The sequence below is a fragment of the Halomonas sp. H33-56 genome (assembly GCF_040147035.1).
Classification (GTDB): Bacteria; Pseudomonadota; Gammaproteobacteria; order Pseudomonadales; family Halomonadaceae; genus Halomonas; species Halomonas litopenaei.
On sequence record NZ_JAMSHP010000001.1, the window covers coordinates 2,069,603 to 2,092,574 of the forward strand.

At 64.7% G+C, this 22,972-nt stretch carries 13 protein-coding genes; 6 read left to right on the forward strand and 7 right to left on the reverse strand.

All coding sequences use genetic code 11. The annotated features are described in order from the left end of the window. Positions 1-3: 3 nt before the first annotated feature. The 4 genes from NFH98_RS08885 to ppsR form a co-directional block, all read right to left on the reverse strand. Positions 4-1,116 carry an imelysin family protein gene (locus NFH98_RS08885; protein WP_349622566.1) on the reverse strand — a complete coding sequence of 371 codons (1,113 nt, stop codon included), beginning with the start codon at positions 1,114-1,116 and terminating at the stop codon, positions 4-6. Continuing rightward, positions 1,113-2,552 (reverse strand): di-heme oxidoreductase family protein, encoded by a 1,440-nt coding sequence (locus NFH98_RS08890; RefSeq protein ID WP_349622567.1) that lies wholly within the window; start codon positions 2,550-2,552, stop codon positions 1,113-1,115. Before NFH98_RS08890 ends, NFH98_RS08885 begins: the two co-directional genes overlap by 4 nt. 127 nt (positions 2,553-2,679) lie before the next feature. Further along, positions 2,680-3,960, reverse strand: coding sequence for an imelysin family protein (locus tag NFH98_RS08895; RefSeq protein ID WP_222517230.1), 1,281 nt, complete (start codon positions 3,958-3,960; stop codon positions 2,680-2,682). Between the two features lie 278 nt (positions 3,961-4,238). Further along, entirely contained in the window at positions 4,239-5,072 is an 834-nt protein-coding gene (gene ppsR, locus NFH98_RS08900) for a posphoenolpyruvate synthetase regulatory kinase/phosphorylase PpsR (protein ID WP_045994921.1), read from the reverse strand. Positions 5,073-5,489: 417 nt separating this feature from the next. On the opposite strand from ppsR, the gene ppsA reads away from it, so the two are divergent. The 3 genes from ppsA to NFH98_RS08915 all read left to right on the forward strand — a co-directional run bounded on the left by ppsA (position 5,490) and on the right by NFH98_RS08915 (position 10,567). Then, positions 5,490-7,862: a phosphoenolpyruvate synthase gene (ppsA, locus tag NFH98_RS08905; protein ID WP_213230706.1), complete on the forward strand. Its 2,373-nt coding sequence runs from the start codon at positions 5,490-5,492 to the stop codon at positions 7,860-7,862. Positions 7,863-8,034: 172 nt separating this feature from the next. After that, the gene (locus tag NFH98_RS08910; RefSeq protein ID WP_349622568.1) at positions 8,035-8,586 is read left to right on the forward strand and encodes a hypothetical protein; all 552 of its coding nucleotides are present in this window, start codon (positions 8,035-8,037) and stop codon (positions 8,584-8,586) included. A gap of 142 nt (positions 8,587-8,728) precedes the next feature. Beyond that, positions 8,729-10,567 (forward strand): gamma-glutamyltransferase family protein, encoded by a 1,839-nt coding sequence (locus NFH98_RS08915; RefSeq protein ID WP_349622569.1) that lies wholly within the window; start codon positions 8,729-8,731, stop codon positions 10,565-10,567. A 71-nt stretch (positions 10,568-10,638) separates the two neighbouring features. On the opposite strand, the gene NFH98_RS08920 is transcribed toward NFH98_RS08915, so the two are convergent. Both NFH98_RS08920 and rraA read right to left on the reverse strand, forming a co-directional pair. Continuing rightward, positions 10,639-12,513: a glycerophosphodiester phosphodiesterase family protein gene (locus NFH98_RS08920; RefSeq protein ID WP_349622570.1), complete on the reverse strand. Its 1,875-nt coding sequence runs from the start codon at positions 12,511-12,513 to the stop codon at positions 10,639-10,641. 141 nt (positions 12,514-12,654) lie between these two features. Next, on the reverse strand, positions 12,655-13,140 hold the full coding sequence (rraA, locus tag NFH98_RS08925) for a ribonuclease E activity regulator RraA (RefSeq protein ID WP_045994927.1): 486 nt from the start codon (positions 13,138-13,140) through the stop codon (positions 12,655-12,657). A 708-nt stretch (positions 13,141-13,848) separates the two neighbouring features. Here rraA and NFH98_RS08930 point away from each other — a divergent pair. Further along, positions 13,849-18,804: an Ig-like domain-containing protein gene (locus NFH98_RS08930; protein ID WP_349622571.1), complete on the forward strand. Its 4,956-nt coding sequence runs from the start codon at positions 13,849-13,851 to the stop codon at positions 18,802-18,804. A gap of 193 nt (positions 18,805-18,997) precedes the next feature. Here NFH98_RS08930 and acnB read toward each other — a convergent pair whose 3' ends face one another. Continuing rightward, positions 18,998-21,601: a bifunctional aconitate hydratase 2/2-methylisocitrate dehydratase gene (gene acnB / locus NFH98_RS08935; protein ID WP_045994929.1), complete on the reverse strand. Its 2,604-nt coding sequence runs from the start codon at positions 21,599-21,601 to the stop codon at positions 18,998-19,000. 251 nt (positions 21,602-21,852) lie between these two features. Between acnB and NFH98_RS08940 the strand changes: the two genes are divergently transcribed. After that, positions 21,853-22,326: a DUF1289 domain-containing protein gene (locus tag NFH98_RS08940; RefSeq protein WP_222517224.1), complete on the forward strand. Its 474-nt coding sequence runs from the start codon at positions 21,853-21,855 to the stop codon at positions 22,324-22,326. Continuing rightward, on the forward strand, positions 22,323-22,955 hold the full coding sequence (locus NFH98_RS08945) for a MiaE family protein (RefSeq protein WP_222517223.1): 633 nt from the start codon (positions 22,323-22,325) through the stop codon (positions 22,953-22,955). The genes NFH98_RS08940 and NFH98_RS08945 overlap by 4 nt, the downstream gene beginning before the upstream one ends. The last annotated feature ends 17 nt before the right edge of the window (positions 22,956-22,972 follow it).

Genomic DNA, 22,972 nt, shown 5'->3' on the forward strand with positions numbered 1-22,972 from the left:
GGGTCAGTCTCCGTCGCTGGAATTGAAGCCCTTGACCACCCCCAGGGCGGGGGCGATCTGATCATCGAGCAGCGCCCGCAGCTGGGCCACCTCCAGGTAGAGGGCCGCCAGTTCTTGTTGTGCAGCCGGGGAGCTGGAATCGCCATCGGAATGGTCGGCCAACGCATCAACGATACCGGTGTCGATCGCCTCGGCCTGATCGAGCGTGTCCTCCAGCTGGCGAGCAAAGGCGTCGCCCAGCTCGGCATGGCCGGCCTGGTCCAGCCAGGTCGCAAGGCCCGGCTCGAAGTACTGCTGGAGACCCGCCAGGCTGGCGGCCGCCAGGGCCACCGACTGGCCACTGCGCCAGGCCTCTGCGCGATAGGCATTGGGCGCGGCGCCCATCAAGCCGAGCGGCTCGCCGAGGCGCTTGTCCTCCAGAATCTCGAGAGACTGCATCGCACCGTGCAGGGTCGCCTCGTTGTAGCTGTCGGTGGCCAGGTAGTGCGGCGCAAAGGCCTGCCAGTCGGCAACCACGGCGTCGCTGACGGCGACCAGGTGGCTGCCGATGGCCCCAGCCAGGGCGCAGGGCAGGGGATCGCCCAGCGAGTGGCTGGCCATGACGTCGTCGTAGAGCAGCACTTCCAGCGCCGGGAAGCCCTGCTCGGCGACGCCGGCCTCGGCGATGTCGTCGGCGCTGACGGGGGCGTCCTGGCGTAGCCTGGCGCCGACGCGGGTACCCACAAGATTCTTGGCGTCGGGCCAGAACTGCAGCTGCCAGGCGCGGCTGTCCACCTCGATCGGCCCGAAGTCGACAAAGCGCACCGCTTGCCAGGCCTGGTAGGCCGCAAGCCATTCACTGCGCAGCGCTGGGCGGTCGACCTCGCCGCAGCTGGCCTTCAGGCGTTCGGCCAGTGCCTGAATTCGGCTCGCCAGTTGCCGATAGCCAAGCCCGATATCGTGATGCCAGACGCTGCGCGGGGTGCTTTCGTTCTCTGCATCATGCGTGGTGTCAGCGCTGGCGTCAGAGGACCCCTGGGCCAGGGCCGTCCCGGGCCCACCTAGCGTCAAGCCGGCGGTCGCCAGCAGCAGGGCGGCTGCCAGGGCGCTGCCCGAGTGTCGTGGAGAAGTCGTCATAGGGAGTTCAGGAAGTCCAGTAGTTGTTGGCGCTCGTGGGCCTCGAGCGCCTTGTAGGCATCTCGTGAAGCGTCAGCTTCACCGGCGTGCCACAGGATCGCCTCTTCCAGGGTGCGAGCCCGTCCGTCGTGCAGGAAGCCAGCCTGGGGATTGACGCTCTGGGCCAGGCCAAGCCCCCACAGCGGCGGGGTGCGCCACTCATTGCCGTCGGCCTGGTACTCGGGGCGACCGTCGGCGAGGCCCTCGCCCATGTCATGCAGCAGCATGTCGGTGTAGGCCCACAGGGTCTGTCCGGCCAATTCGGCGCGCTCGGTGTCTTCCGGCGTGGTCAGTGACGGGCGATGACAGCTGGCGCAACTCAGGGTGTTGAAGTGACGGGCGCCGGCCTGGACGTCTGGCGAATCCATGTCGCGTCGCTCGGGTACGGCCAGGCTCGAGGCGTAGAAGGTGATGAAGTCGGCGACCTCGTCACTGACTTCGGGATCGCCGCCATCGGGGAAGTCCTCGCAGCCCTGGCCCGGCATGCAGTCGGTGCTCGCGGCCAGGCGCGACGTCAGGCCCATGTCGCCGGCAAAGGCATGCAGGCTCTGCTGTTCCACCGTGGGCTCACCGGCCTTCCAGCCGAACCGTCCCAGCACGGTGGCCTGCTGGCGCACGTCCCACACCCGGTTGGGCCGGCCCGAGATGCCGTCGCCGTCGGCGTCCTGCTCATCCGCCCAGGCCAGGATCTGCGCCTCGTCGACCACCTCGAGCAGGCCCAGGCCGATCATCGGCGGGGCGACCCGGGGGGACGTCAGCAGATTCTCGGGCAGCTCCCCGTAGGCGGGGTTCTCGATGGAATAGACGGGCGCCGTGAGGACCACGCGGTGTCCGTCGTCGAAGCTGATCTCGCGATCCTCGAGGGTGCGTACCATGTCGGCTTCCGGCGTGGCGCCGGGAATCGCCGCGGTCTGAAGCTGGCGCCCGTAGTGGGGCACCGGAACGGCGCCGGTGCGCCTTACGATGTCATGATCCTCGTCGCTTTCGGCGGGCAGCGACAGGCGCAGGAACAGTGACACCGGCGCCTCGCCAGGGGCCGGAGGGTGACCGCGGCCGTCCTTGATATGGCAGCCCTGGCAGCTGTTGGTGTTGATCAGCGGTCCGAGGCCGTCACGCGCATCGGTGCTGGCCGGTGCCACCACCCAGGGGTTGCGGAAAAAGCTGTTGCCGACGCTGAAGTCCAGGCGCTTGGTCATGCTCATGTTGCCAAGGGGCAGCGAGTAGGCGTTATGGTCGAACTGGCTAACCGAGCCTTCGCCACCCGAGCGTGGGTCGTTCTGGATGGGCGGCTCGTCGTTTGCGCTGACCGGCGCGTCGTTTGCGCTGACCGGCGCGCTGATGACGAGGGCCGTAAGCAACGCTGACAGAGTAGGGGGGAGCGACGGAAATTGACGCATCAGGCGTTTCCTTGAAACAGGTGAGCCGCACGCGGGCCGTGCGGCTTCTTGGGGCGAATGACTCTCATTGCATCATCCGCCAAGGCGTTATCACCTGATCTGGATCAAGCGGGGTCCAGTGACGGGGTCAGAAAGTATGACCGGCGTCGTCGGGCTGCAGCGAGGTGACACCCAGTTCGCCTGCGGCCTGCTCGATGGAGCCGGTCTGGGTGACCAGCGCCAGGATGGCATCGTTGACGATGGCGGCGCCCTGATCATTGCTCGGTGCGATCATCATATCGAAGGTCATCGGCGAGTCGCTGCGCTCGGCGGTCTCCTTGAGGGTGCCGAGCGCGTCCATGGAGGCCTCGATCTGCTGCTCCAGGGTCTGGGCCAGCTCGCTGTCGCGCTGGGCCAGCAGGGCTTCCACGCCCGGGCCTTCCAGGGTGGTGCCGTCGATGCGCTGGTAGCTGCCGGTGTAGACGTTCTGGATGCCCTGACCGTTGTAGTAGTGCGAGTTATGAGTGTTGTCGCTGAAGCAGTCGTGCTCGTCCTCGTAGGAGTTGGCCTCCAGCGCGACCTTCATGCGCTCACCGGCGAGCTCCCCCAGTGACAGAGAGCCCATGCCGAAGAGGATGCGGCGCAGGCCTTCTTCAGCCGGTTGCGCGGTCAGTTCGCTGCGGTAGTTGTCGCCGTCTACCGGCGCCCACTGGGCGACCATCCATTCCAGGTCGTTGATCAACAGCTGACTGGCTGCCTTCAGATAGGCCCGACGGCGGTCGCAGTGGCCGTTGCTGCAGTCTTCGCCCTGGGCGAAGTCGCTGGCGGGGCGCTCGCCGGCGCCGGCTTCGTAGCCGTGCTGATCCTGGCCCCACAGCAGAAACTCGATGGCGTGGTAGCCGGTGGCCACGTTGGCCTCGGAGCCGCCGATCTCGTTGAGCTCGGCCAGCAGCTCCGGGCTCAGGGTACTGACGTCGATCTCTTCGCCGCCGACGTTGATGCGCTCGGAGGCAATGATGTTGGCGGTAGCGCCGGCGTTGCCCAGCTCGTGCTGGTAGCCGTCCTGAGCGACGTAGTCGATCATGCCTTCGTCCAGCGGCCAGGCGTTGAGCTGGCCTTCCCAGTCGTCGACGATGGCGTTGCCGAAGCGGAAGACTTCACTCTGCTGGTAGGGCACCCGCGCCTCACGCCAGGCCTTCTTGGCCGCTGCCAGGGTCTCGGGGGTCGGCGCGGCCAGCAGGCTGTCGATGGCCTCGTCCAGCGCCTTGGCCGTCTTCAGCGCGTCGCTGTAGGTGGTGTGGGCGAGATCGGTGTAGTGGCTCACCACCGCCTCGGCGGTAACGTCTTCGGCGGCGACGTGGCTAGACACGACAAGGGCACTGGCGGCAATGGCAAGCGCCAGGGGACGGCGGACGAGACGGGAGATCATGGGGCGTTACCTTTTCTCAGGGCGGTTATTCTTGCGCGGCGACGACAGGTAAGGGATGGCTGCGCCGGGGAGTCCACTACGGAAAGAAATAGTAACGAGATTGACTATCATTGCAAGTCGCTGGGTGCGCTGGAACGGTCCGGAGCCTGGTGACTCAGCCCTATGCCCAAGCCCACGGACCCTGCGCTGCGGTGCAGCCGAGCAGGGGCAGCGACTCGACCGGGAGATGGCGGAAAGGAGGCACCTTCCCGCCATGGACCGGCGGACGCAGGCGGGCGTCAGCGCGGTGAGAAGCGGCGGTTGATGCCGGTCTCGGCGATCATGCGGGTGGAGATTTCCTCCACCGAGAAGCGGGTGGCATCGATAAAGGGGATATGCAGCTGGCGGAACATGGATTCGGCCTGGGCGACCTCCTGCATGCACTGGTCCATGCTGCTGTAGCGGCTGTTGGGGCGACGTTCGTGGCGGATGGCGGCAAGCCTGCGCGGGTCGATGGTCAGGCCGAACAGCTTGTGGCGCTGTTTGGCCAGTACCGGCGGCAGCTTCAGGGTGCCGCTGTCGTCCTGGTCGTCTTCGGTCAGCGGGTAGTTGGCCGCGCGCACCCCGAACTGCAGCGCCAGGTACAGCGAGGTCGGCGTCTTGCCGCAGCGTGACACCCCGACCAGGATGACATCCGCCTGGTCGTACTGGTGGGTACGGGCGCCGTCATCGTTGTCGAGGGCGAAGTGTACCGAGTGGATGCGGTCCATATAGACATCGTCGCTGGAGATGGCGTGGGTACGCCCGACGCTGTAGGAGGAGTGGGTGTCCAGCTCGCGCTCCAGCGGCTCGAGGAAGGTGGAGAAGATGTCGACCTTGAAACCCGGTGCCTGGCGAATCACCGCGCGGATCTTCTCGTCGACGATGGTGTCGATGATGATCGGCTGCACGCCATCGCGCACGGCGGTGGCCTCGATGATGCTGACCAGCGAGCGCGCCTTCTCGATGGTGTCGATGTAGGGCTTGGTCAGCTTGCGGATGTCGACGTTCTCGAACTGAGCCAGCAGACTGCGGCCCAGGCTCTCGGCGGTGATGCCGGTGCCGTCGGAAATGAAGAAGGCGGTTCGGGTCATGACGATTCCCTTGAAGACAGTGATGGCATTGTCCGTTTACCGCTGCGGTGAGACAAGTTGTCGCTGTTCCAAAGTAAACCTAAGGCGGCACAGGCGTCCCCGACTACAAGATAGGCTGGCTTTCGATCAGCCTCTGAAACGGGGCCTGGCGGTGGGGCCGAGCCAAGCATTCGCGCGCCTTTCAGGTACTTTGACGCCAGCATCCGACGTCATGATTTGCGCGCCCTGGCGGAGACCTCGATAGCGGCGTCAGGGCGCTGACTACAGGAATCGTCGATTTCCCCCGGGTGTTGTAAAAATCCTCCAGTGACTTCGCTCTTAGACCAATGGCGAATATGGCGAGGCGCTGATAGAGTCGCCAGCATCCAGTCATGACGGCGCGTCACGGACGAGGTCGTCGACATCCAAGGGGGTCACGTGGACAAGTACATTCTGTGGTTTGATCAGCTGGGCATGAACGACGTCGAGCGAGTCGGGGGCAAGAATGCTTCCCTGGGCGAGATGATTTCCAACCTGTCCGGCGCCGGCGTCACGGTGCCTGGCGGTTTCGCCACCACCGCCGAAGCCTATCGCGAGTTTCTCTCCCACGAGGGGCTCAACGATCGAATCAACCAGGAGCTTGCGCGTCTCGACGTCGATGACGTCAATGCCCTTGCCGAGGCCGGCAGCAAGATTCGCCAGTGGGTCATCGATACCCCGCTGCCGCCGGCCTTCGAGGCCGCTCTGCGTGAAGCCTACGAGCTGATGCTCGGCAAGCATCCCAACCTCAAGGTGGCGGTGCGCAGCTCCGCTACCGCCGAGGATCTTCCTGACGCGTCCTTCGCCGGCCAGCAGGAAACCTTCCTCAATATCGAAGGCTACGACAACATCAAGCGGGCGGTGCACGAGGTGTTCGCGTCCTTGTTCAACGACCGCGCGATTTCCTACCGGGTGCACCGTGGCTATGCCCACGAGAACGTGGCGCTGTCCGCCGGCGTGCAGAAGATGGTGCGCTCCGAGACCGGGGCCAGCGGCGTGATGTTCACCCTGGACACCGAGTCCGGCTTCCGTGATGCGGTATTCGTGACCTCGTCATGGGGTCTCGGCGAGACCGTGGTGCAGGGCGCGGTGAACCCTGACGAGTTCTACGTCCACAAGACCACCCTGGCGGCAGGCCGCCCGGCGGTGCTGCGGCGTAACCTCGGCTCCAAGCTGATCAAGATGGTCTACACCGGTGATGCCAGCGCCGGCAAGTCGGTGGAGACCGTGGATGTGCCGCTGTCCGATCGTGGCCGTTTCAGCATCAACGACGAACAGGTGATGGCGCTGGCGCGTCAGGCGATGACCATCGAAGAGCACTACGGCCGTCCCATGGACATCGAGTGGGCACTGGACGGTGACGATCAACAGCTCTACATCGTTCAGGCGCGTCCCGAGACCGTGGTGTCCCAGCAGGAGGGCGGCTCGCTGGAGCGCTTCCAGCTCAAGGAAAAGGGGCGCACCCTGGTCACCGGTCGCGCCATCGGTCAGCGCATCGGTCGTGGTGCGGTCAAGGTCATCCTCAGCCCGGACGAGATGGACAAGGTCAACGCTGGGGACGTGCTGGTCACCGACATGACCGACCCGGACTGGGAACCGATCATGAAGCGCGCTTCTGCCATCGTCACCAACCGTGGCGGGCGCACCTGTCACGCGGCGATCATCGCCCGCGAGCTGGGTATCCCGGCGGTGGTGGGCTGTGGTGACGCCACCGACGTGCTGCGCGATGGCCGTGAAGTCACCGTGTCCTGCGCCGAGGGCGATGCCGGCCACGTCTACGATGGTCTGCTGGAGTTCGACCGCAACGTCACCAGCGTCGATGCCATGCCGGACATCCCGTTCAAGATCATGATGAACGTGGGCAACCCGGATCGCGCCTTCAGCTTCTCCACCCTGCCCAACGCCGGTGTCGGCCTGGCGCGTCTGGAGTTCATCATCAACCGCATGATCGGCGTTCACCCCAAGGCGCTGCTGGAATACGACACCCTGCCCAGCGAACTGCAGCAGACCATCGATCTGCGTATCGCCGGCTACGATGATCCGGTCAGCTTCTACGTCGACAAGCTGGTGGAGGGTATCTCGACCCTGGCGGCGGCCTTCTATCCGGAGCGGGTCATCGTGCGAATGTCGGACTTCAAGTCCAACGAGTACGAGAACCTGATCGGCGGCAAGCTCTACGAGCCCGGTGAAGAGAACCCGATGCTCGGTTTCCGCGGCGCCTCGCGCTACATCTCCGAGAACTTCCGGCCGTGCTTCGAGCTTGAGTGTCGGGCGATGAAGCGGGTGCGCGACGAGATGGGCCTCGACAACGTCGAGCTGATGATTCCCTTCGTGCGTACCACCGAAGAAGCCAGTGAAGTGGTCGACCTGCTGGCGGCCAATGGCCTCAAGCGCGGCGATAACGGGCTCAAGGTCATCATGATGTGCGAGCTGCCGGCCAACGCCCTGCTGGCCGATGAGTTCCTCGAGTACTTCGACGGCTTCTCCATTGGCTCCAACGATCTGACCCAGTTGACCCTCGGTCTCGATCGCGATTCCGGTATCGTCGCGCACCTGTTCGATGAGCGGAACCCGGCGGTCAAGAAGCTGCTGGCCATGGCGATCCAGGCCTGCAAGGCCAAGGGCAAGTACGTCGGGATCTGCGGCCAGGGGCCGTCTGATCATCCGGAACTGGCCAAGTGGCTGATGGAGCAGGGCATCGATTCGGTGTCACTGAACCCTGACGCGGTGCTGGAGACCTGGTTCATGCTGGCCGGCGAGACCATCGGCTGAGCATCACCATGCTGTGAGACGGCGACGCGATCGCCCGCCTGTCGACGCCGCGGACCTTCCGCGGCGTCGTTGCGTTGTGCGGGTGTGCGAAACTCGCTCAATCGCCTCGAGGGGCTCCCCAAGTGCCCGCTAACTTGGCACCATGGGAAGCTTTTCTTTTCAGGATCTTGTGATGGCGTATCTGTTGGTCATGGGCAGCGTGCTGCTGTCCATCGGGGTGTGCCTGGGCTGGGCCTGCTGGTCGCTGGGGCGCTGGACTCTCGGGCGGCTGCTGCCAGGGGGGCGTCAGTCATCGGGCACGGCAACACAAAAGGCGAAGCCAGGACCCAGGGCCCGCAGTCGCAGCGATGCCCCGACCAAGGCGTCGAGCAAGGCCGCGAACAAGGCCCAGGCCAAGTCAGAACCCAGCCAGGAACCCAGGGCCTCACGGGGCAAGGCTGCTCCGGCAAAGTCGGTCAAGAACAAGGAGCCTACGCCTCCCTGGGCATTGACTCGGGGCCTGTCACGCTTTGGCTCGGCGCTGCCGCTGGGCCTGCTGGTGGCGTTGATATACGGTGTGGTACGCCTGGCCGAGAAGGGCATGGCGGCCAGGGCCGAAAGCACCCCTGAGGGTTATCACCAGTTGGTGTCGGTGCTCGGTGTGACCGCCGTGGCGCTGCTGGCGCTGGCACTGGTCTCGCGGTTCTGCCGCTGGCGTGTCGATCGCTACGAGCGCCGGCAATGAGTCAGCGCTGCTCGTCGGCGGTAAAGGATGCCGGTGAAACACGCACATGACAGCGAGCCTGCGTGCCGTCTCGACGCTCAGGGCCTATGCTGAATTGAGCAATAAAGACTCTCCCGTATTACTCATCACAAAAGGAGCGGTGATGACATCGCGTACTTCGCCACGGTTGGCGCGTCTGGCGTCTTCCATCGTTTGCGGCAATCTGCTGCTGGCCGGCCTGCTGACGACACCGGCACTTGCTCAGGAAGGGTTTGAATACGCCCGCCCGGATATCTCGCCGGAATCGAGTTCCGGCTACCAGGAGAAGCCCGGCTGGTCGACCTCGTCCTTTGCGGTGGCGGCGGCGAACCCTCTGGCCACCGACGCCGGCTATCAGGTGATCAAGGCCGGAGGCTCGGCCATCGATGCCGCCATCGCGGTGCAGATGGTGCTGACGCTGGTGGAACCCCAGTCCAGCGGCATCGGCGGTGGTTCCTTTCTGATGCTGTTCGACGGGGAAGAGGTCCACGCCTTCGATGGCCGTGAAAAGGCCCCATTGGGCGCCGACGAGTCCCTGTTTCTGAATGCCGACGGCGATCCGATCGACTTCATGACCGCGGTCGAGAGCGGGCGTTCGGTGGGGGTGCCCGGTACCTTGAGGATGCTGGAGCTGGCGCACGACGAATACGGCGAGCTGCCGTGGAAGTCACTGTTTGCGCCGGCCATCACCCTGGCCACGGAAGGTTTCGAGATCAGCCCGCGTCTGCATCAGAGCCTGGTGTCGACGCCAAGCCTTGCCGAGGACGAGATCGCCGGGGCCTACTTCTTCGATGACCAGGGCGAGCCGCTTGAGGTGGGAACGACCCTGCGCAATCCCGCCCTGGCGGCGATTCTGACCAAGGTGGCCGAGGAGGGCAGCTCTGCGTTGCACACCGGCGAGTTTGCCGAGGATCTGGTGTCCCGGGTGCGGAATCACCCGGAGCTGCCCGGTACCCTGAGTCTCGAGGACATGGCGGGTTACGCAGCACTCGAGCGTGAGCCGCTGTGTACCCCCTGGCGTGACTGGGAGGTCTGCGGCTTCCCGCCGCCCTCGTCGGGACACCTGACCGTGATGCAGATACTCGGCATGATGGAGGCCTTGCCGGAGATCGAGACCGCCATCCACGAGGGCGTACCCACGGTGGATTGGCTGCATCCGTTTCTCGAGGCCTCGCGCCTGGCCTTTGCCGATCGCGGCCGCTACATCGGTGACAGCGATTTTGTCGAACCCCCCGGCGATGACTGGAACACGCTGCTGGCACCGGACTATCTGGCCAAGCGCGCCGAGCTGATCAAGCAGCAGAGCATGGGTAGCGGCGAGGCGCGCCCCGGCAACCCCGGTTCGCTGGAGACCGCCTACGCCTCCCAGCCCCAGCAGCCCGAGCACGGCACCAGCCATATCAGCATCGTCGATCCCCGGGGTCAGGCGGTCGCCATGACCTCGAGCATCGAGCAGGCGTTTGGTTCGCGCATCATGGCCAACGGTGGCGGCGAGCTTGATGGCGGCTATCTGCTCAACAATGAGTTGACCGACTTTTCCTTCACGCCGACGGATGAGCAGGGCACACCGATCGCCAACCGGGTGCAGCCCGGCAAGCGGCCGCGTTCGAGCATGAGTCCAACGCTGGTGTTCGAGCGTGAGAGCGGCGAGCTGGTAGCGAGTCTCGGGTCTCCCGGAGGCGCCGCGATCATCCACTACACCGCCCAGACGCTGGATGCCATGCTTACGCGTGGTGTGGACGCCCAGCAGGCGCTCGATCTGCCCCATGCGATCACCACCGGTGGCACCGTCTATCTGGAGCAGGGGCGCTTCCCCGAGGCCACGCTGGGCGATCTGCGGGGGCTTGGCCACGAGGTCGAGACCCGCGAATTGACCAGCGGTCTGCAGGCGCTGAAGGTCACCGAAGACGGCTTCTATGGGGGTGCTGACCCCCGCCGTGAAGGCGTCGTCATGGGCGATTGAAGCGCGCCATTCGCTCCGCGGACTGATGTTTGCCCCCGCTTCCGGCTACCGCCGGGGCGGGGGTTCTTCGTTCAGTCGTCGGCCAGCCAGTGGCGCAGCTTGGTCAGCAGTAGCTCGGCGTCGCTCATCCTGCGTCGTTCGCGCAGCAGTGCGCTGAGTCTTTCGGGGCGGTCGGTGATGATGCCGTCCACGCCCATGTCGATAAGTCTGGCCATGCGGCCAGGATCGTTGACCGTCCAGGCGTAGAGCGGCGTCTGGTTGAGGTGGGCGCGTCGCAGTTGATCATCGTCGATCTGGCTGTTGCGCAGGCCGAGTCCGTCGAAGCGACGCTGCGGCAGGCTGCCGGGCAGGGCCCACTCTGCCAGCAGCAGTGTCCTGGCGCGAGGCTCCTGGGCGTCGATCAGGTGGATCTGACGGTACGACAAGGACGCAAGCCAAGTGGTCTCGAATAGCCTGGGATCGCCACAGATCATGCGCGCCAGGCGGTCTTCTGCCTGGTCTCGGCAGTGCAGGCGCCAGCGGCGTTCGGCGTCAAGCTCTGCCACGACCGCCTCGATCAGCGCCTGTTCCTGGCCGCGGCTCGGCTTGAGCTCGATGATCAGGTCGGCGCGGCCACGCACCGCAGCCAGGGCCTGGTCGAGCCTGGCCAGGCGTTCGCCGGCGAAGGCGTGGCTGAAGCCTGATCCGACATCCAGCGTTGCCAACTCCTGCCAGTTCAGGTCGGTGACCCGCCGCGGGTCTCCCGCAAGACGCTGTAGCGTGGCATCGTGGCTCAGCACCACGCTGCCGTCGGCACTCAGGCGCACATCGATCTCGATCTGATCGGCGCCGTCTTCCAGGGCCTGACGGATAGCCGACAGGCTGTTCTCCGGCGCTACTTCCGAACTACCTCGGTGGGCGATCACCTCGACCTCGTCATTGAGCTCCTGTCGCTCCACCATCAGCCACGCCTGGGAGACGGCGAATACCAGGATGCCGACCTCCACCGCCCAGGCCAGCCGCCCCGGGTGGGCGTCAGCCGGTGGGGGATCGGGGCGCGGCAGGCGATGGGCGCGGCGCAGGTACAAGCAGGTCGCCAGCAGGGCGTTGAGCACGATCACCGCGAAGGCGACACTGAGCGTCAGCAGGGTTGCGGCGGTGACCACCAGCAGCATGGTCATGATCACCACCGCGCCGATCTCGGGCAGTGTCGACAAGAGGGGGGCGACCCAGGCGCTGAAGGCGATCGACACCGCCGATGGCAGCACCAGCAGTACCGCCAGCATCGAAAAGATGACCCGAGCAAGTCCCCCCTGGCGGTGCCGGGTCAACTGGTAGCTTCGGCGCATCGCTGCGACAGGCGAGAGACCTTCCAGTACCACGCAGGGCAGCGCCAGCCACCATCGGATGTAGAGTCGCGCCGCCAGCGCGGCCCAGAGTCCGACCAGCGGAAGCAGGGTCGAGGCGTAGAGCCAGAAGGCCGGTGGGCGCACCCGCCGCACATAGTAGGGATCCAGGTGACCGAGCAGGGAATCGTGGACCAGGCTGGCACAGGCGGCAACGAGGGTCAGGGCCAGCAGGTGAATCGACACCTGCAGGCTGGCGAGGCCCAACAGCCTGGGAAGACGATGCAGGCTCTGCCACAGGGCGATCAAGGCCTGGCGCGCGTGGGAGCCCTGGCGCTCCACCGCCACCAGCATCATCCCGGCCTGCTGCAGGTAAAGCAGCGTCAGCAGGATGACGGCAAAGGCGAGGATCCAGCTGAAGCCGAGCGGCGACAGCAGCAGTTCGACCGCATCCACCGTGGTGACCAGGGGGCGGCCAACCCGCGATAGCCAGCCGGCCAGCAGCCAGCCCATGGCCGGCAGCAATGCAGCCGAGGCGAACAGCGTGAACAGTAGATGGTAGGCCAGCAGAGGACGCAGGTGGTCATGCAGGCTGGTGTAGACATCCCTGGCAAGCGTCATGAGTCTAAAGTGTGCCGTTGGACGTGGGTAGCAGGAGCAGGGGGCGCTGCGCGCCGAGGACCCACCGAGTGGGCGATGGCGTCAGTGGTGGGGGGCACAGGACCCCCGACGGTCGGTGGACCAAGGAAGAGCGATGGCCCGTCAATCGAGTTCGAGGCGGGACTCGGCGACCAGAATGCCGTTGTTGTCGGCGTAGACCCATTGGCCCGGTGCGAAGTCGACACCGGCGAAGGCGACGGGGACATCACGCTGGCCTTCGCCGCGCTTCTCGCTCTTGCGTGGGTGGGCGCCGAGGGCCTGGATGCCCAGATCGGTCTCCGCCAGGATGTCCACGTCGCGCACGCAGCCATACATGATCACCCCGGCCCAGCCATTGCCGGCCGCCTGTTCCGCGAGCATGTCGCCGAGCATGGCGCAGCGGGTTGACCCGCCTGCGTCCACCACCAGCACTGCGCCGTCTCCTGGTTCGGCGACCGCCTGCTTGACCAGCGAGTTGTCTTCGAAGCACTTGACCGTTTTCACCGGGCCGAAGAAGGCCTCCTGGCCCCCGTAGTTGACGAAGATCGGGTCGCACACCGCCACCTCTGGGTAGGCGTCGCAGATATCGGGCGTGACAATCTGGGTCATTGGAGCGTCTCCGTGGCTAGTCCTGGCATGATGCCACAGGTGTCGATGTTATCCAGCCCCCGGGGGATGACGGGCTGAGGAGGTCGAGCGTGGGAATGGATTTCGGTGATCTCTGATAAATTGTGCGCGAGTCGTCAAATCGGTCGTTGAAAAGTGGCGTCGTTTCACCGGCTTGTCCACGTTCAGCCCAGAGATGTGATCGATGCCTTGGCGAAACGCCCTGGCAATCCGCCTGATCTTTTTCCACTGAAGGTACGATGATTTGCCTGGCACCCGAGTGCGAGTGCATGTCGTTGGCCTCCGTTCGCTGTTGGTGAGTTCCTCTCATGATTCCGGCATCAGACCGGCGCTGATCTTTCGTGGTGCTGGCGAATCGATAGCGGGCCGGGCCGAGGGTCGGTCGTGCAAGGCCGGTACTATGCAGCGCTGCAAGCCACGGGGGAAGCCGGAGACGCCAGCGCGATAGCGGTGTGGCCAGGCTCGCCCCTCGAATCCAAAGATCCGTTGCGGATAAGGGGATCTTGAGGCCATTGCCGATTTCCGCATAAGCCATCGGCGATGACCAAGTTCGGCCGTCGCAATGCCAGCCGTCCGCATATCTTTGGCCAGGTGAAAGGCGTCACTCGGCCAAGCTCCAGTCGTGCGTTGATCGTGCAAGCCGCGGACCCGGCGTCTTTCCTTCTTGGCATCGACACAGGGGATGGCGTCATGGCGAACCAGAGCAGTGATTTCAGGGTGGATGAGGCGGGGCTGGATGACGGCACCCGGGCGGGTACCGTTGCGACCTCGGTAGGGGGCGTCTATGAACGGCCGCCAGGAGGACAGATCGAGGGCTTTGTCGTCAACGGTGTCGACCTGACCGGTGGCGGCAGCCTCAGCGGTGACTTTGGCACCCTGACGGTGGCGGTGGACGACCAGGGCAACTATCGCTGGGACTACCAGTTGACCGACAACTCTGACGATCACCGTTCCCAGGGGCGCGGCGACGAGGGCATCAACGATCCGTTCAAGGTGGAAGTGAACGGCGGAAGCCAAGGGACGCAGACCGACAATCTGCGGATCTTCGTCAAGGATGACGTGCCCGATGCCACCGCCACGGCACCGAGTTCGGTGGCCGAAGGGGAGGTGGCGCGCGGCACCTGGTCGGTCAATGCTGGCGCCGATGGTCTGCGTGAAATGCGCGTCTACGTGTCGGAGGAGAGCGGCTTCTATCGCCTGGACACACCCATCGAGTTGTCGGTGGGCACCCTGATCGTGAACTCCGACGGTAGCTGGGAGTTCGAGGCCAAGGACGGGCTCGACCAGACCACCCATCCGGAGCTCGAGTTCACCCTCAGGCCCATCGATAACGATGGTGACCGCGGACGGGCGAAGGTCACCGTAGAGATCACCGACGCCAATGTCCCCACGACGCCGACGAGCGATGACGATCCCTACACCCGGTCTCCTTCGGTGGTGCTCGACGAGGACGGCCTGGCCGGGGGCAACCCCGGAGGCCCTGAGGACGTGGCCGGTGAGGCCACCAGCGCCAGCGCGCGGCTGGGCTATGACTTTGGTGCCGATGGACCTGCCGCCAGCGGGGCCTTCTACTGGACCACGGACGGCCTGCCGACCAATCTGCAGAGCCAGGGCAGCGCCGTCGTCTACGAGGTATCGGCCGACGGCCTCAGCCTGACCGGCCGTGACGAGGTGAGCGGCGAGGCCGTGTTCACGGTGGTGCGCGCAGATGACTCGGATCTGGTGACGGTGTCCCTGCTGCACCCGCTGGATCACTTCGCCACCGGCACCGAGGACGACATCGATCTGTCTTTCGGCTATGTGGTGAAGGATGTCGATGGCAGCGAGGCCAAGGGCTATCTGGCGGTCACCGTCGACGACGACACCCCAGTGGTCGTCGACGACTATTCCAGCGCCGGGTCCGGCGAGTCGGTGAACGCGGATGTGCTGGCCAATGACAGCCCGGGCGCAGATCTGGGGCACCTGGTCAGTGCCGAAGTGGTATCCGGCCAGGGGCAGGTGGTGATCAATGACGACCAGACGCTGACCTTCACCCCCACTGACGATTTCAGCGGCACCGCCCGCATCAAGTACAAGGTGCTGGACTGCGACGGAGACCCGATGGTCGGCCATTGGACCGTCAAGATCGAGGACACCGATGGCAAGCCGGTGACCAGTGATGTGCATCGCATCGTGCTCGATGAGGATGGATTGCCAGGGGGCAATGCCGGTGGCAATGGCGACGTGGTCGGTGAGCCGATCAGTGCCGTGAGGGATCTCCAGATTGACTTTGGTGCCGATGGGCCGGCGGCGGGAGGCGGCTTCACCTGGAGTGCGGACATCGCGCTGACCGCCGGCCCCCAGAGCCCTACCGACGACAATCCTCGCAGCGATCTCGATGGCCTCACCTCCCAGGGTAGCGAGGTGAGCTTTGAGGTGGTCGATGGGGGGCGTGGCCTGATCGGCCGCAACGAGGCCGGCGAGAGTGTCATCACGGTGAGTCTGGAAGACGGTTCGGACGTGGCTCGCGCCGTTCTGCATCGGCCCATCGATCATCTGCGGCCGTTCAGCGAGGACAATATCTTCCTTGGTCTGTCCTACACGGTCACCGACGCCGACGGTGACACCGCTCAGGGGCAGCTCGAGCTGCTCATCGATGACGACACCGCAGAGACCGAGGATGACAGCTCGGTATCCGACAATGGTGCTGCGGTGACCCTGGACGTGCTGGCCAATGATGCCGTCGGCGCCGATGGTGGCCGCGTGACAGCCGCCAATGTGGTGGGAGACAGCGAGGTTACCGGCTCGGTAGTGCTCAACCAGGATGGCACCCTGACCTTTACCCCCGACCCCGGCCAGAGCGGTGTGGCCACCGTGCGTTACACCCTGACCGACGGCGATGGCGATCCGCGTTTTGCCGAGTGGACGATCATCGTGGACGCCGACGGTACCCCGACGACGCCGAGTGGTGGTGACGTGCCCTTGGCGGTGGTCGACGAAGATGGCCTGGCGGGAGGTATCGCGGGGGGTATCGACGATGTCGCGGGTGAAGCGACTCAGGTGGCTGGAGTGCTTGGCTACGATGCCGGCACGGATGGCGCCGGCGACTTTCGCTGGTTGGCCCCGAGTCCGAGCGGGCTGACCTCCGGGGGCACGCCGGTCATGTTCTCGGTCAGCGGCGATGGTCGCCAGCTGGTGGGCAGCGCGGGCGGAAGCGTCGTCTTTACGGCGGTACTGACCAATCTGCTCACGGGCGCCTATCAGGTCACCCTGGCCGGTCCGCTGGACCACAGCGACCCTGGCTCCGAGGATGACATCGGCCTGACCCTGAACTACGTCGTCAGCGATAGTGACGGCGACGAAGCCCAGGGCAGCTTGAATGTCGTGGTCGACGACGATTCGCCGCTGGCGGCGGATGACGCGGCAAGCGCGAGCGGCGGCGCGCCGGTGGTCATCGAGGTGCTCGACAACGATCAAGCGGGTGCCGATGGGGCAAGCGTGACGGCGGCTGCGGTGCGTGGAGGAGACAGCGTCGGTACGGTAAGCGTGAACACCGACGGATCGCTGACCTTCGTCCCCAACCCGACCTTTGGCGGGCAGGCGGTGATCGATTACACCCTGACCGACAACGATGGGGATAGCGCCGAGGCCGAAGCGACGGTCAGCGTCGAAGGTCCTGCTGACGAACTGGTGGTGGGCGACAACGACGACGATAACGAAGCGACAGGGGCCGGCGGTGACGTGCTGATCGGTGATCGAGGCGGCCTGGAGGCGGTGCTGACGCCGGCCACCAACTACAACATTTCGCTGATTGTCGATACCACCGGCAGCATGGTGGTGCCGTCGGGGACGCCAGGCCTGAGTCGACTCGAGCTGGTTCAGGCGGCGCTCAAGAACCTGTTGACCGACCTTGTGGCCCATGACGGCCAGATCAACCTGCAGATCGTCGATTTCGGCACCAATGCCGTCGATCATATCGTCATCGACCTCAACAGTGCTGACGATATCGCCAATGTGGTGAGCTTCATCGACGGTTTCAGGGCGGAGGGCGGCACCAATCTGGAAGCCGGCATTCGCACTGCATCTGGGTGGCTGGCGGCGCAGGACGCCGATCCCCAATTTGCCGACTTCGAGGACCTGAGCTTCATCCTGACCGATGGCGGGCCCACACACTACATTGATGATGCCGGACGTACGGTGAGCGCCACAGCGATCGACGCTACCGCCATCAAGGAGGCCGCCGACGCCTATACCGAACTGGCCGCGCTCAGTAGCGTGCGAGCGGTGGGCATCGGTGACGCCACCAGGGAAGATGTTCTCGAGTTTTTCGACAATACGGATGTGTCGGGCACCGGGGCGCTGTCTTACCAGGGCACCGTGGTCGATGGTGTCAGGCTTGCCAATTTCACGCGCGGTTCGACGGACGCGCTGAGGGTGGAGACCTGGACCAAGGTCTCCGGCGCCAACACGGTGGCGGCCCAGTTCGGGGGCAAGTTGCGGATCAGGGACAACGCCAATGACGACCAGGCGGCGGAAGTGGTCAGTACCTCTTTCTTCGTCGATGACGATCCCGATGACCAGCTGTACACCTCGCTGCTGTTTCGCTACAGCACCAGTGTGTTCAGTCAGTCGAACGATTCGATGGGTTATGTGGTCGAGGTGCGCGAAGGTGGCCAATGGCAGGAGTACGCCAGCAGTTCACTGACCTACGCCCCGAACTGGACGACGGTCGATACCGGCTTTCTCGAGTCGGGGGAGTATCGTCTCCGGTTCCTGGTCGACAGCGGCAACCGCACCAACGACAGTCTCGATATCGATCAGATCCGACTGGAGCAGCGCCTGCTCGACGATGGAGACATTCTCGAGACCGGGCAGGTGGAGGTGGTCAATACCGCCAAAGAACTGGAAGCGGCCCTGTTTGGCGGAGGCAGCCAGGCCGAGTTGGCCGCGCTCGGCGATGATGTCCTGGCAGGCAACGAGGGAGACGATGTCCTGTTCGGCGATACCGTCAACAGCGATGGACTGTCCTGGGTGGATGGCGACAGTGGCGAGAGTTTCCAGGCGGGAGAACACGATGGCTTGGGTTATCTCGGCCTTGTCGAGTTCCTGAGGTGGGACGTCAATGGTGGGGCGGAGCCGACGGATCAGCAGATCATCGACTACGTCAGGGACAACGTCGAGACCCTGGCTATCGCGGATCGATCTGACGGTGGCAACGACAGCCTGTCCGGCGGTGCCGGTGATGACATCCTGATCGGTGGCGGCGGCGACGACCTGCTGGTCGGCGGTGCCGATGATGATCTGTTGGTCGGCGGTGCCGGGGCCGATGTCTTCGCCTGGGAGTTTGGTGACGCGGGCAGCACAACGTCACCGGCGCAGGACACCGTAGCCGACTTCACCGCCGGCGAGTATGGCGTTGAGGCCGAGGCCGACCGGCTCGATCTTGCCGATCTTCTTCAGGGCGCCGACGAGGACAATCTGGCGGACTACCTTCAGGCCAGTCAGGACGGGGACGATACCCTGTTGTCCATCAGCAGCGAAGGCAACCTGGCGGCTGGAGGTGCCAACGCCGATCAGGTCGTTGTGCTTCAGGGCGTGCAGATGGGCGCAGACGGTGACGCCTTCCTGCAGAACCTGCTCGACGATGGTCAATTGAGGGTCGAGTAAAGCAGGCGAGGGAAGCACGTGAGGGAAGATGGGGTGGGCGGTCAGCCGCCCACCCAGTGACACGGCCTTTGCTGGCAAGCCATGAAAAAGCGCCCAGGGGAGTTGAACGCAACTCGCTCCCCGGGGCGCTTCCTTGTGATTCAAGGCTCGAGTCGGTCTGGCGACAGGCTCGAGCCGTTGACCGTCAGATGACTCAGGCTTCCTGAGCCACCGGAATCACGTTCGAGGCGGCCTTCTGGTACTCCTCGATTTCGTGGAAGTTCATGTAGCGATAGATCTCGCCGGCCATGGCGTCGAACTCGCCCATGTAGCGACGGTACTCATCGACGCTCGGCAGGCGACCTTCCACGGCGGCCACGGCGGCCAGTTCGGCGGAGGCCAGGAAGACATCGGCGCCATCACCCAGACGATTGGGGAAGTTACGCGTGGAGGTGGACACCACCGTGCTCTTGGCGGCGACACGGGCCTGGTTACCCATGCACAGCGAGCAGCCCGGCATTTCCATGCGCGCGCCGGCGCGGCCGTAGATGCCGTAGTAGCCTTCCTCGGTCAGCTGGTGCTGGTCCATCTTGGTCGGCGGGGCGAGCCACAGCTTGGTCTTCAGGCTGCCGGCGGGCTGCTTCTCGAGCAGCTTGCCGGCGGCGCGGAAGTGACCGATGTTGGTCATGCACGAACCGATGAACACCTCGTCGATGCTCTGACCTGCCACCTCGGACAGCAGACGGGCGTCGTCCGGGTCGTTGGGGGCACACAGTACCGGCTCCTTGAGCTGCTCCAGGTCGATCTCGATGACCTCGGCATACTCGGCGTCGGCGTCTGCGCGCATCAGGCTCGGGTCGGCCAGCCACTCTTCCATGGCTAGGATGCGACGCTCGATGGTGCGCTTGTCACCGTAGCCATTGGCGATCATCCACTTGAGCAGGGTGATGTTCGACTTCAGGTACTCGGAGACAGAGTCTTCGGACAGGGTGATGGTGCAGCCCGCCGCGGAGCGCTCGGCACTGGCATCGGACAGCTCGAAGGCCTGCTCGACGGTAAGATCCTCGAGGCCCTCGATCTCCAGCACGCGACCAGAGAAGGCGTTCTTCTTGCCGGACTTCTCGACGGTCAGAAGCCCCTTCTGGATGGCGTAGTAGGGAATGGCGTGGACCAGGTCACGCAGGGTGACACCAGGCTGACGCTTGCCCTTGAAGCGCACCAGGATGGACTCCGGCATGTCCAGCGGCATGACACCGGTGGCGGCGGCGAAGGCCACCAGACCAGAGCCCGCCGGGAAGGAGATGCCCATCGGGAAACGCGTGTGGGAGTCACCGCCGGTGCCGACGGTGTCCGGCAGCAGCATGCGGTTCAGCCAGGAGTGGATGATGCCGTCGCCCGGGCGCAGCGATACGCCGCCGCGGTTCATGATGAAGTCCGGCAGGGTGTGGTGGGTTTCCACGTCCACCGGCTTCGGGTAGGCACTGGTGTGGCAGAACGACTGCATGACCAGATCCGCCTGGAAGCCCAGGCAGGCCAGGTCCTTGAGCTCGTCACGGGTCATCGGACCGGTGGTGTCCTGAGAGCCGACGGTGGTCATCTTCGGCTCGCAGTACATGCCGGGACGCACGCCTTCCAGGCCGCAGGCCTTGCCGACCATCTTCTGGGCCAGGGTGAAGCCCTTGCCGGTGTCCTTGGGCTGCTCGGGCAGACGGAAGACGTCGGACTGCTCCAGACCCAGCGTCTTGCGGGCGTTGTCGGTGAGACCGCGACCGATGATCAGCGGGATACGACCGCCTGCGCGGACCTCGTCGAGGATGACCTGGGTCTTCAGCTCGAAGGTGGAGATCACTTCGTCGGTGTCGTGACGGCAGACCTTGCCTTCGTAAGGGTAGACGTCGATGACGTCGCCCATTTCCATCTTCGACACATCCATCTCGACCGGCAGGGCGCCGGCGTCTTCCATGGTGTTGAAGAAGATCGGGGCGATCTTGCCGCCGAAGCAGAAGCCACCGGCACGCTTGTTGGGCACGTTGGGGATGTCGTCGCCGAAGAACCACAGCACCGAGTTGGTGGCGGACTTGCGCGAGGAACCGGTACCCACGACATCGCCGACGTAGGCGACCGGGAAGCCCTTGGCCTTGACCGCTTCGATCTGCGCCATGGGGCCCTTGGTGCCGGGGACCTCGGGCTCGATGCCGTCACGCTCGTTCTTGAGCATGGCGTTGGCATGCAGCGGAATATCCGGACGTGACCAGGCGTCGGGGGCCGGGGACAGGTCGTCGGTGTTGGTCTCGCCGGGCACCTTGAACACGGTCAGGGTGATCTTGTCGGCCAGTGCCGGCTTAGACAGGAACCATTCGGCGTCGGCCCAGGACTGCATCACGTCCTTGGCCACCTCGTTGCCGGCCTTGGCGCGGTCGGCGACGTCGTGGAAGGCGTCGAACATCAGCAGGGTGTGCTTGAGCTGCTCGCCGGCTTCCTTGGCAAGCTCGGCATCATCGAGCAGTTCGACCAGGGTCGCGATGTTGTAACCACCCTGCATGGTGCCCAGCAGCTTGACGGCATGCACCTTGTCGATGAGCGGAGATTCGGCTTCGCCCTTGGCCAGGGCGGTCAGGAAACCGGCCTTGACGTAGGCGGCCTCGTCCACCCCGGGCGGAACGCGGTTGGTCAGCAGATCGAGGACAGTCTCTTCTTCTCCGGCGGGCGGCGCCTTGAGCAGTTCGACCAGTTCGGCGACCTGTTCGGCGTTCAGCGGCTTGGGGGGAATGCCTTCCTGGGCACGCTCTTCGACATGTTGGCGATAGGCTTCAAGCACGTGGGGGCCCTCATTGGTTTGTGGTGGTCACGCTCGAACGCGTCTCGCTCGAACGTGAGGGACACGCTGTCAACGGTGGCCGGGATTCTAGAATAAACTGTCGACAATGTTAAGAGAGCCCGTCATGACGGGCTTTGAACTTTGGTCGCCGAGGCCGGTTCGTGCCTATTCGACTGGGGTAGGGGTGTGTCCGCTCGAGGCAGGCGTTACCATGTGCCGATTCAATTTTTAGCACGATGAGGTGTCCGACGATGACCCAAGTTGTGGTGTCGCCCTGCGTCGGGCTGTGTTCGACCACGGTGGGCGATAACGTCTGCCGCGGCTGTCAGCGCCATGATCAGGAAATTCTGCGCTGGTTCTCGCTGGATGGCGATGAGCGCGAGAGGCGGATCGGGGAACTGGACGCCCTGCGTATCGAGGTGGCCGCGAATTTCGTCGAGGTGATCGACGAAGACCTGCTGGAGCGCCAGATGCGACGTCATCGCGTGCGTTTTCGTTCGTCCCAGCCGGCGGCGTCACGGGTGATAGAGCTGCTGCGGGTGGGGCGTGATCGTATCGGCGACCTGGCAGCCTACGGTATCGTGCTGCGCCCAGGCGTTCCTGGCCAGCCTCAGCAGTTGTACGCCGCCATCAGCCAGGCCCTTCAGCAGGCCGCCGAAGAACGTCGGACACTTCATCTCGAGTCCGGGCCCGATGGGGCCCAGCAATGGAAACCGCTTTCATGAATGTCACCATCAGCCCCGACCATGACACCTCGCTGCCTGAGGAGCTTCTCGATTTCCTGCCGTGTGCGACGCCGAATGCATGGGTCGAGTGGGCGCTGGAGAATGAAACCCTGTTGTTGATCGATCACGCCCAGTGCGAGAAGAAAGCGGCGTCCACGGCCATGAGTCTGATGTATCGCTACGTGGATCACGTCGACCTGCTGACCAAGATGTCGCAATTGGCCCGTGAAGAACTTCTGCACTTCGAGCAGGTCGTGAAAATCATGCGCGCCAGGGGGATTGAGTACCGCCATCTCAGCGCATCGCGCTATGCTGAAGGACTGAGGGAACTGGTCAGGCGCGATGAGCCGGAGCGTCTGGTGGATGTGCTGATCGTCGGTGCCTTGATCGAGGCGCGCAGTTGTGAACGCTTTGCGCGACTTATTCCACATCTCGACGACGAACTTGCCAAGTTCTACCGAGGTCTGGTTAAGTCGGAAGGACGCCACTTCGAGGACTACATCACACTGGCGAGCCAGCTTTCAGACGCGCCGATAGAAGCGCGCATTGCGGTCTTCAAGGCCCGCGAAGAGCAACTTGTGACGACCCCGGACGTCGCCTTTCGATTTCACAGCGGTGTGCCGGCCTGAGGCCGATAGCACCGCCA

Bases quoted from the DNA above. Each gene is read 5' to 3' on its own strand.
- NFH98_RS08885 (WP_349622566.1), bottom strand. From the start codon at position 1,116: ATGACGACTTCTCCACGACACTCGGGCAGCGCCCTGGCAGCCGCCCTG.
- NFH98_RS08890 (WP_349622567.1), bottom strand. From the start codon at position 2,552: ATGCGTCAATTTCCGTCGCTCCCCCCTACTCTGTCAGCGTTGCTTACG.
- NFH98_RS08895 (WP_222517230.1), bottom strand. From the start codon at position 3,960: ATGATCTCCCGTCTCGTCCGCCGTCCCCTGGCGCTTGCCATTGCCGCC.
- ppsR (WP_045994921.1), bottom strand. From the start codon at position 5,072: ATGACCCGAACCGCCTTCTTCATTTCCGACGGCACCGGCATCACCGCC.
- NFH98_RS08910 (WP_349622568.1), top strand. From the start codon at position 8,035: ATGGCGTATCTGTTGGTCATGGGCAGCGTGCTGCTGTCCATCGGGGTG.
- NFH98_RS08915 (WP_349622569.1), top strand. From the start codon at position 8,729: ATGACATCGCGTACTTCGCCACGGTTGGCGCGTCTGGCGTCTTCCATC.
- NFH98_RS08920 (WP_349622570.1), bottom strand. From the start codon at position 12,513: ATGACGCTTGCCAGGGATGTCTACACCAGCCTGCATGACCACCTGCGT.
- rraA (WP_045994927.1), bottom strand. From the start codon at position 13,140: ATGACCCAGATTGTCACGCCCGATATCTGCGACGCCTACCCAGAGGTG.
- NFH98_RS08930 (WP_349622571.1), top strand. From the start codon at position 13,849: ATGGCGAACCAGAGCAGTGATTTCAGGGTGGATGAGGCGGGGCTGGAT.
- NFH98_RS08940 (WP_222517224.1), top strand. From the start codon at position 21,853: ATGACCCAAGTTGTGGTGTCGCCCTGCGTCGGGCTGTGTTCGACCACG.
- NFH98_RS08945 (WP_222517223.1), top strand. From the start codon at position 22,323: ATGAATGTCACCATCAGCCCCGACCATGACACCTCGCTGCCTGAGGAG.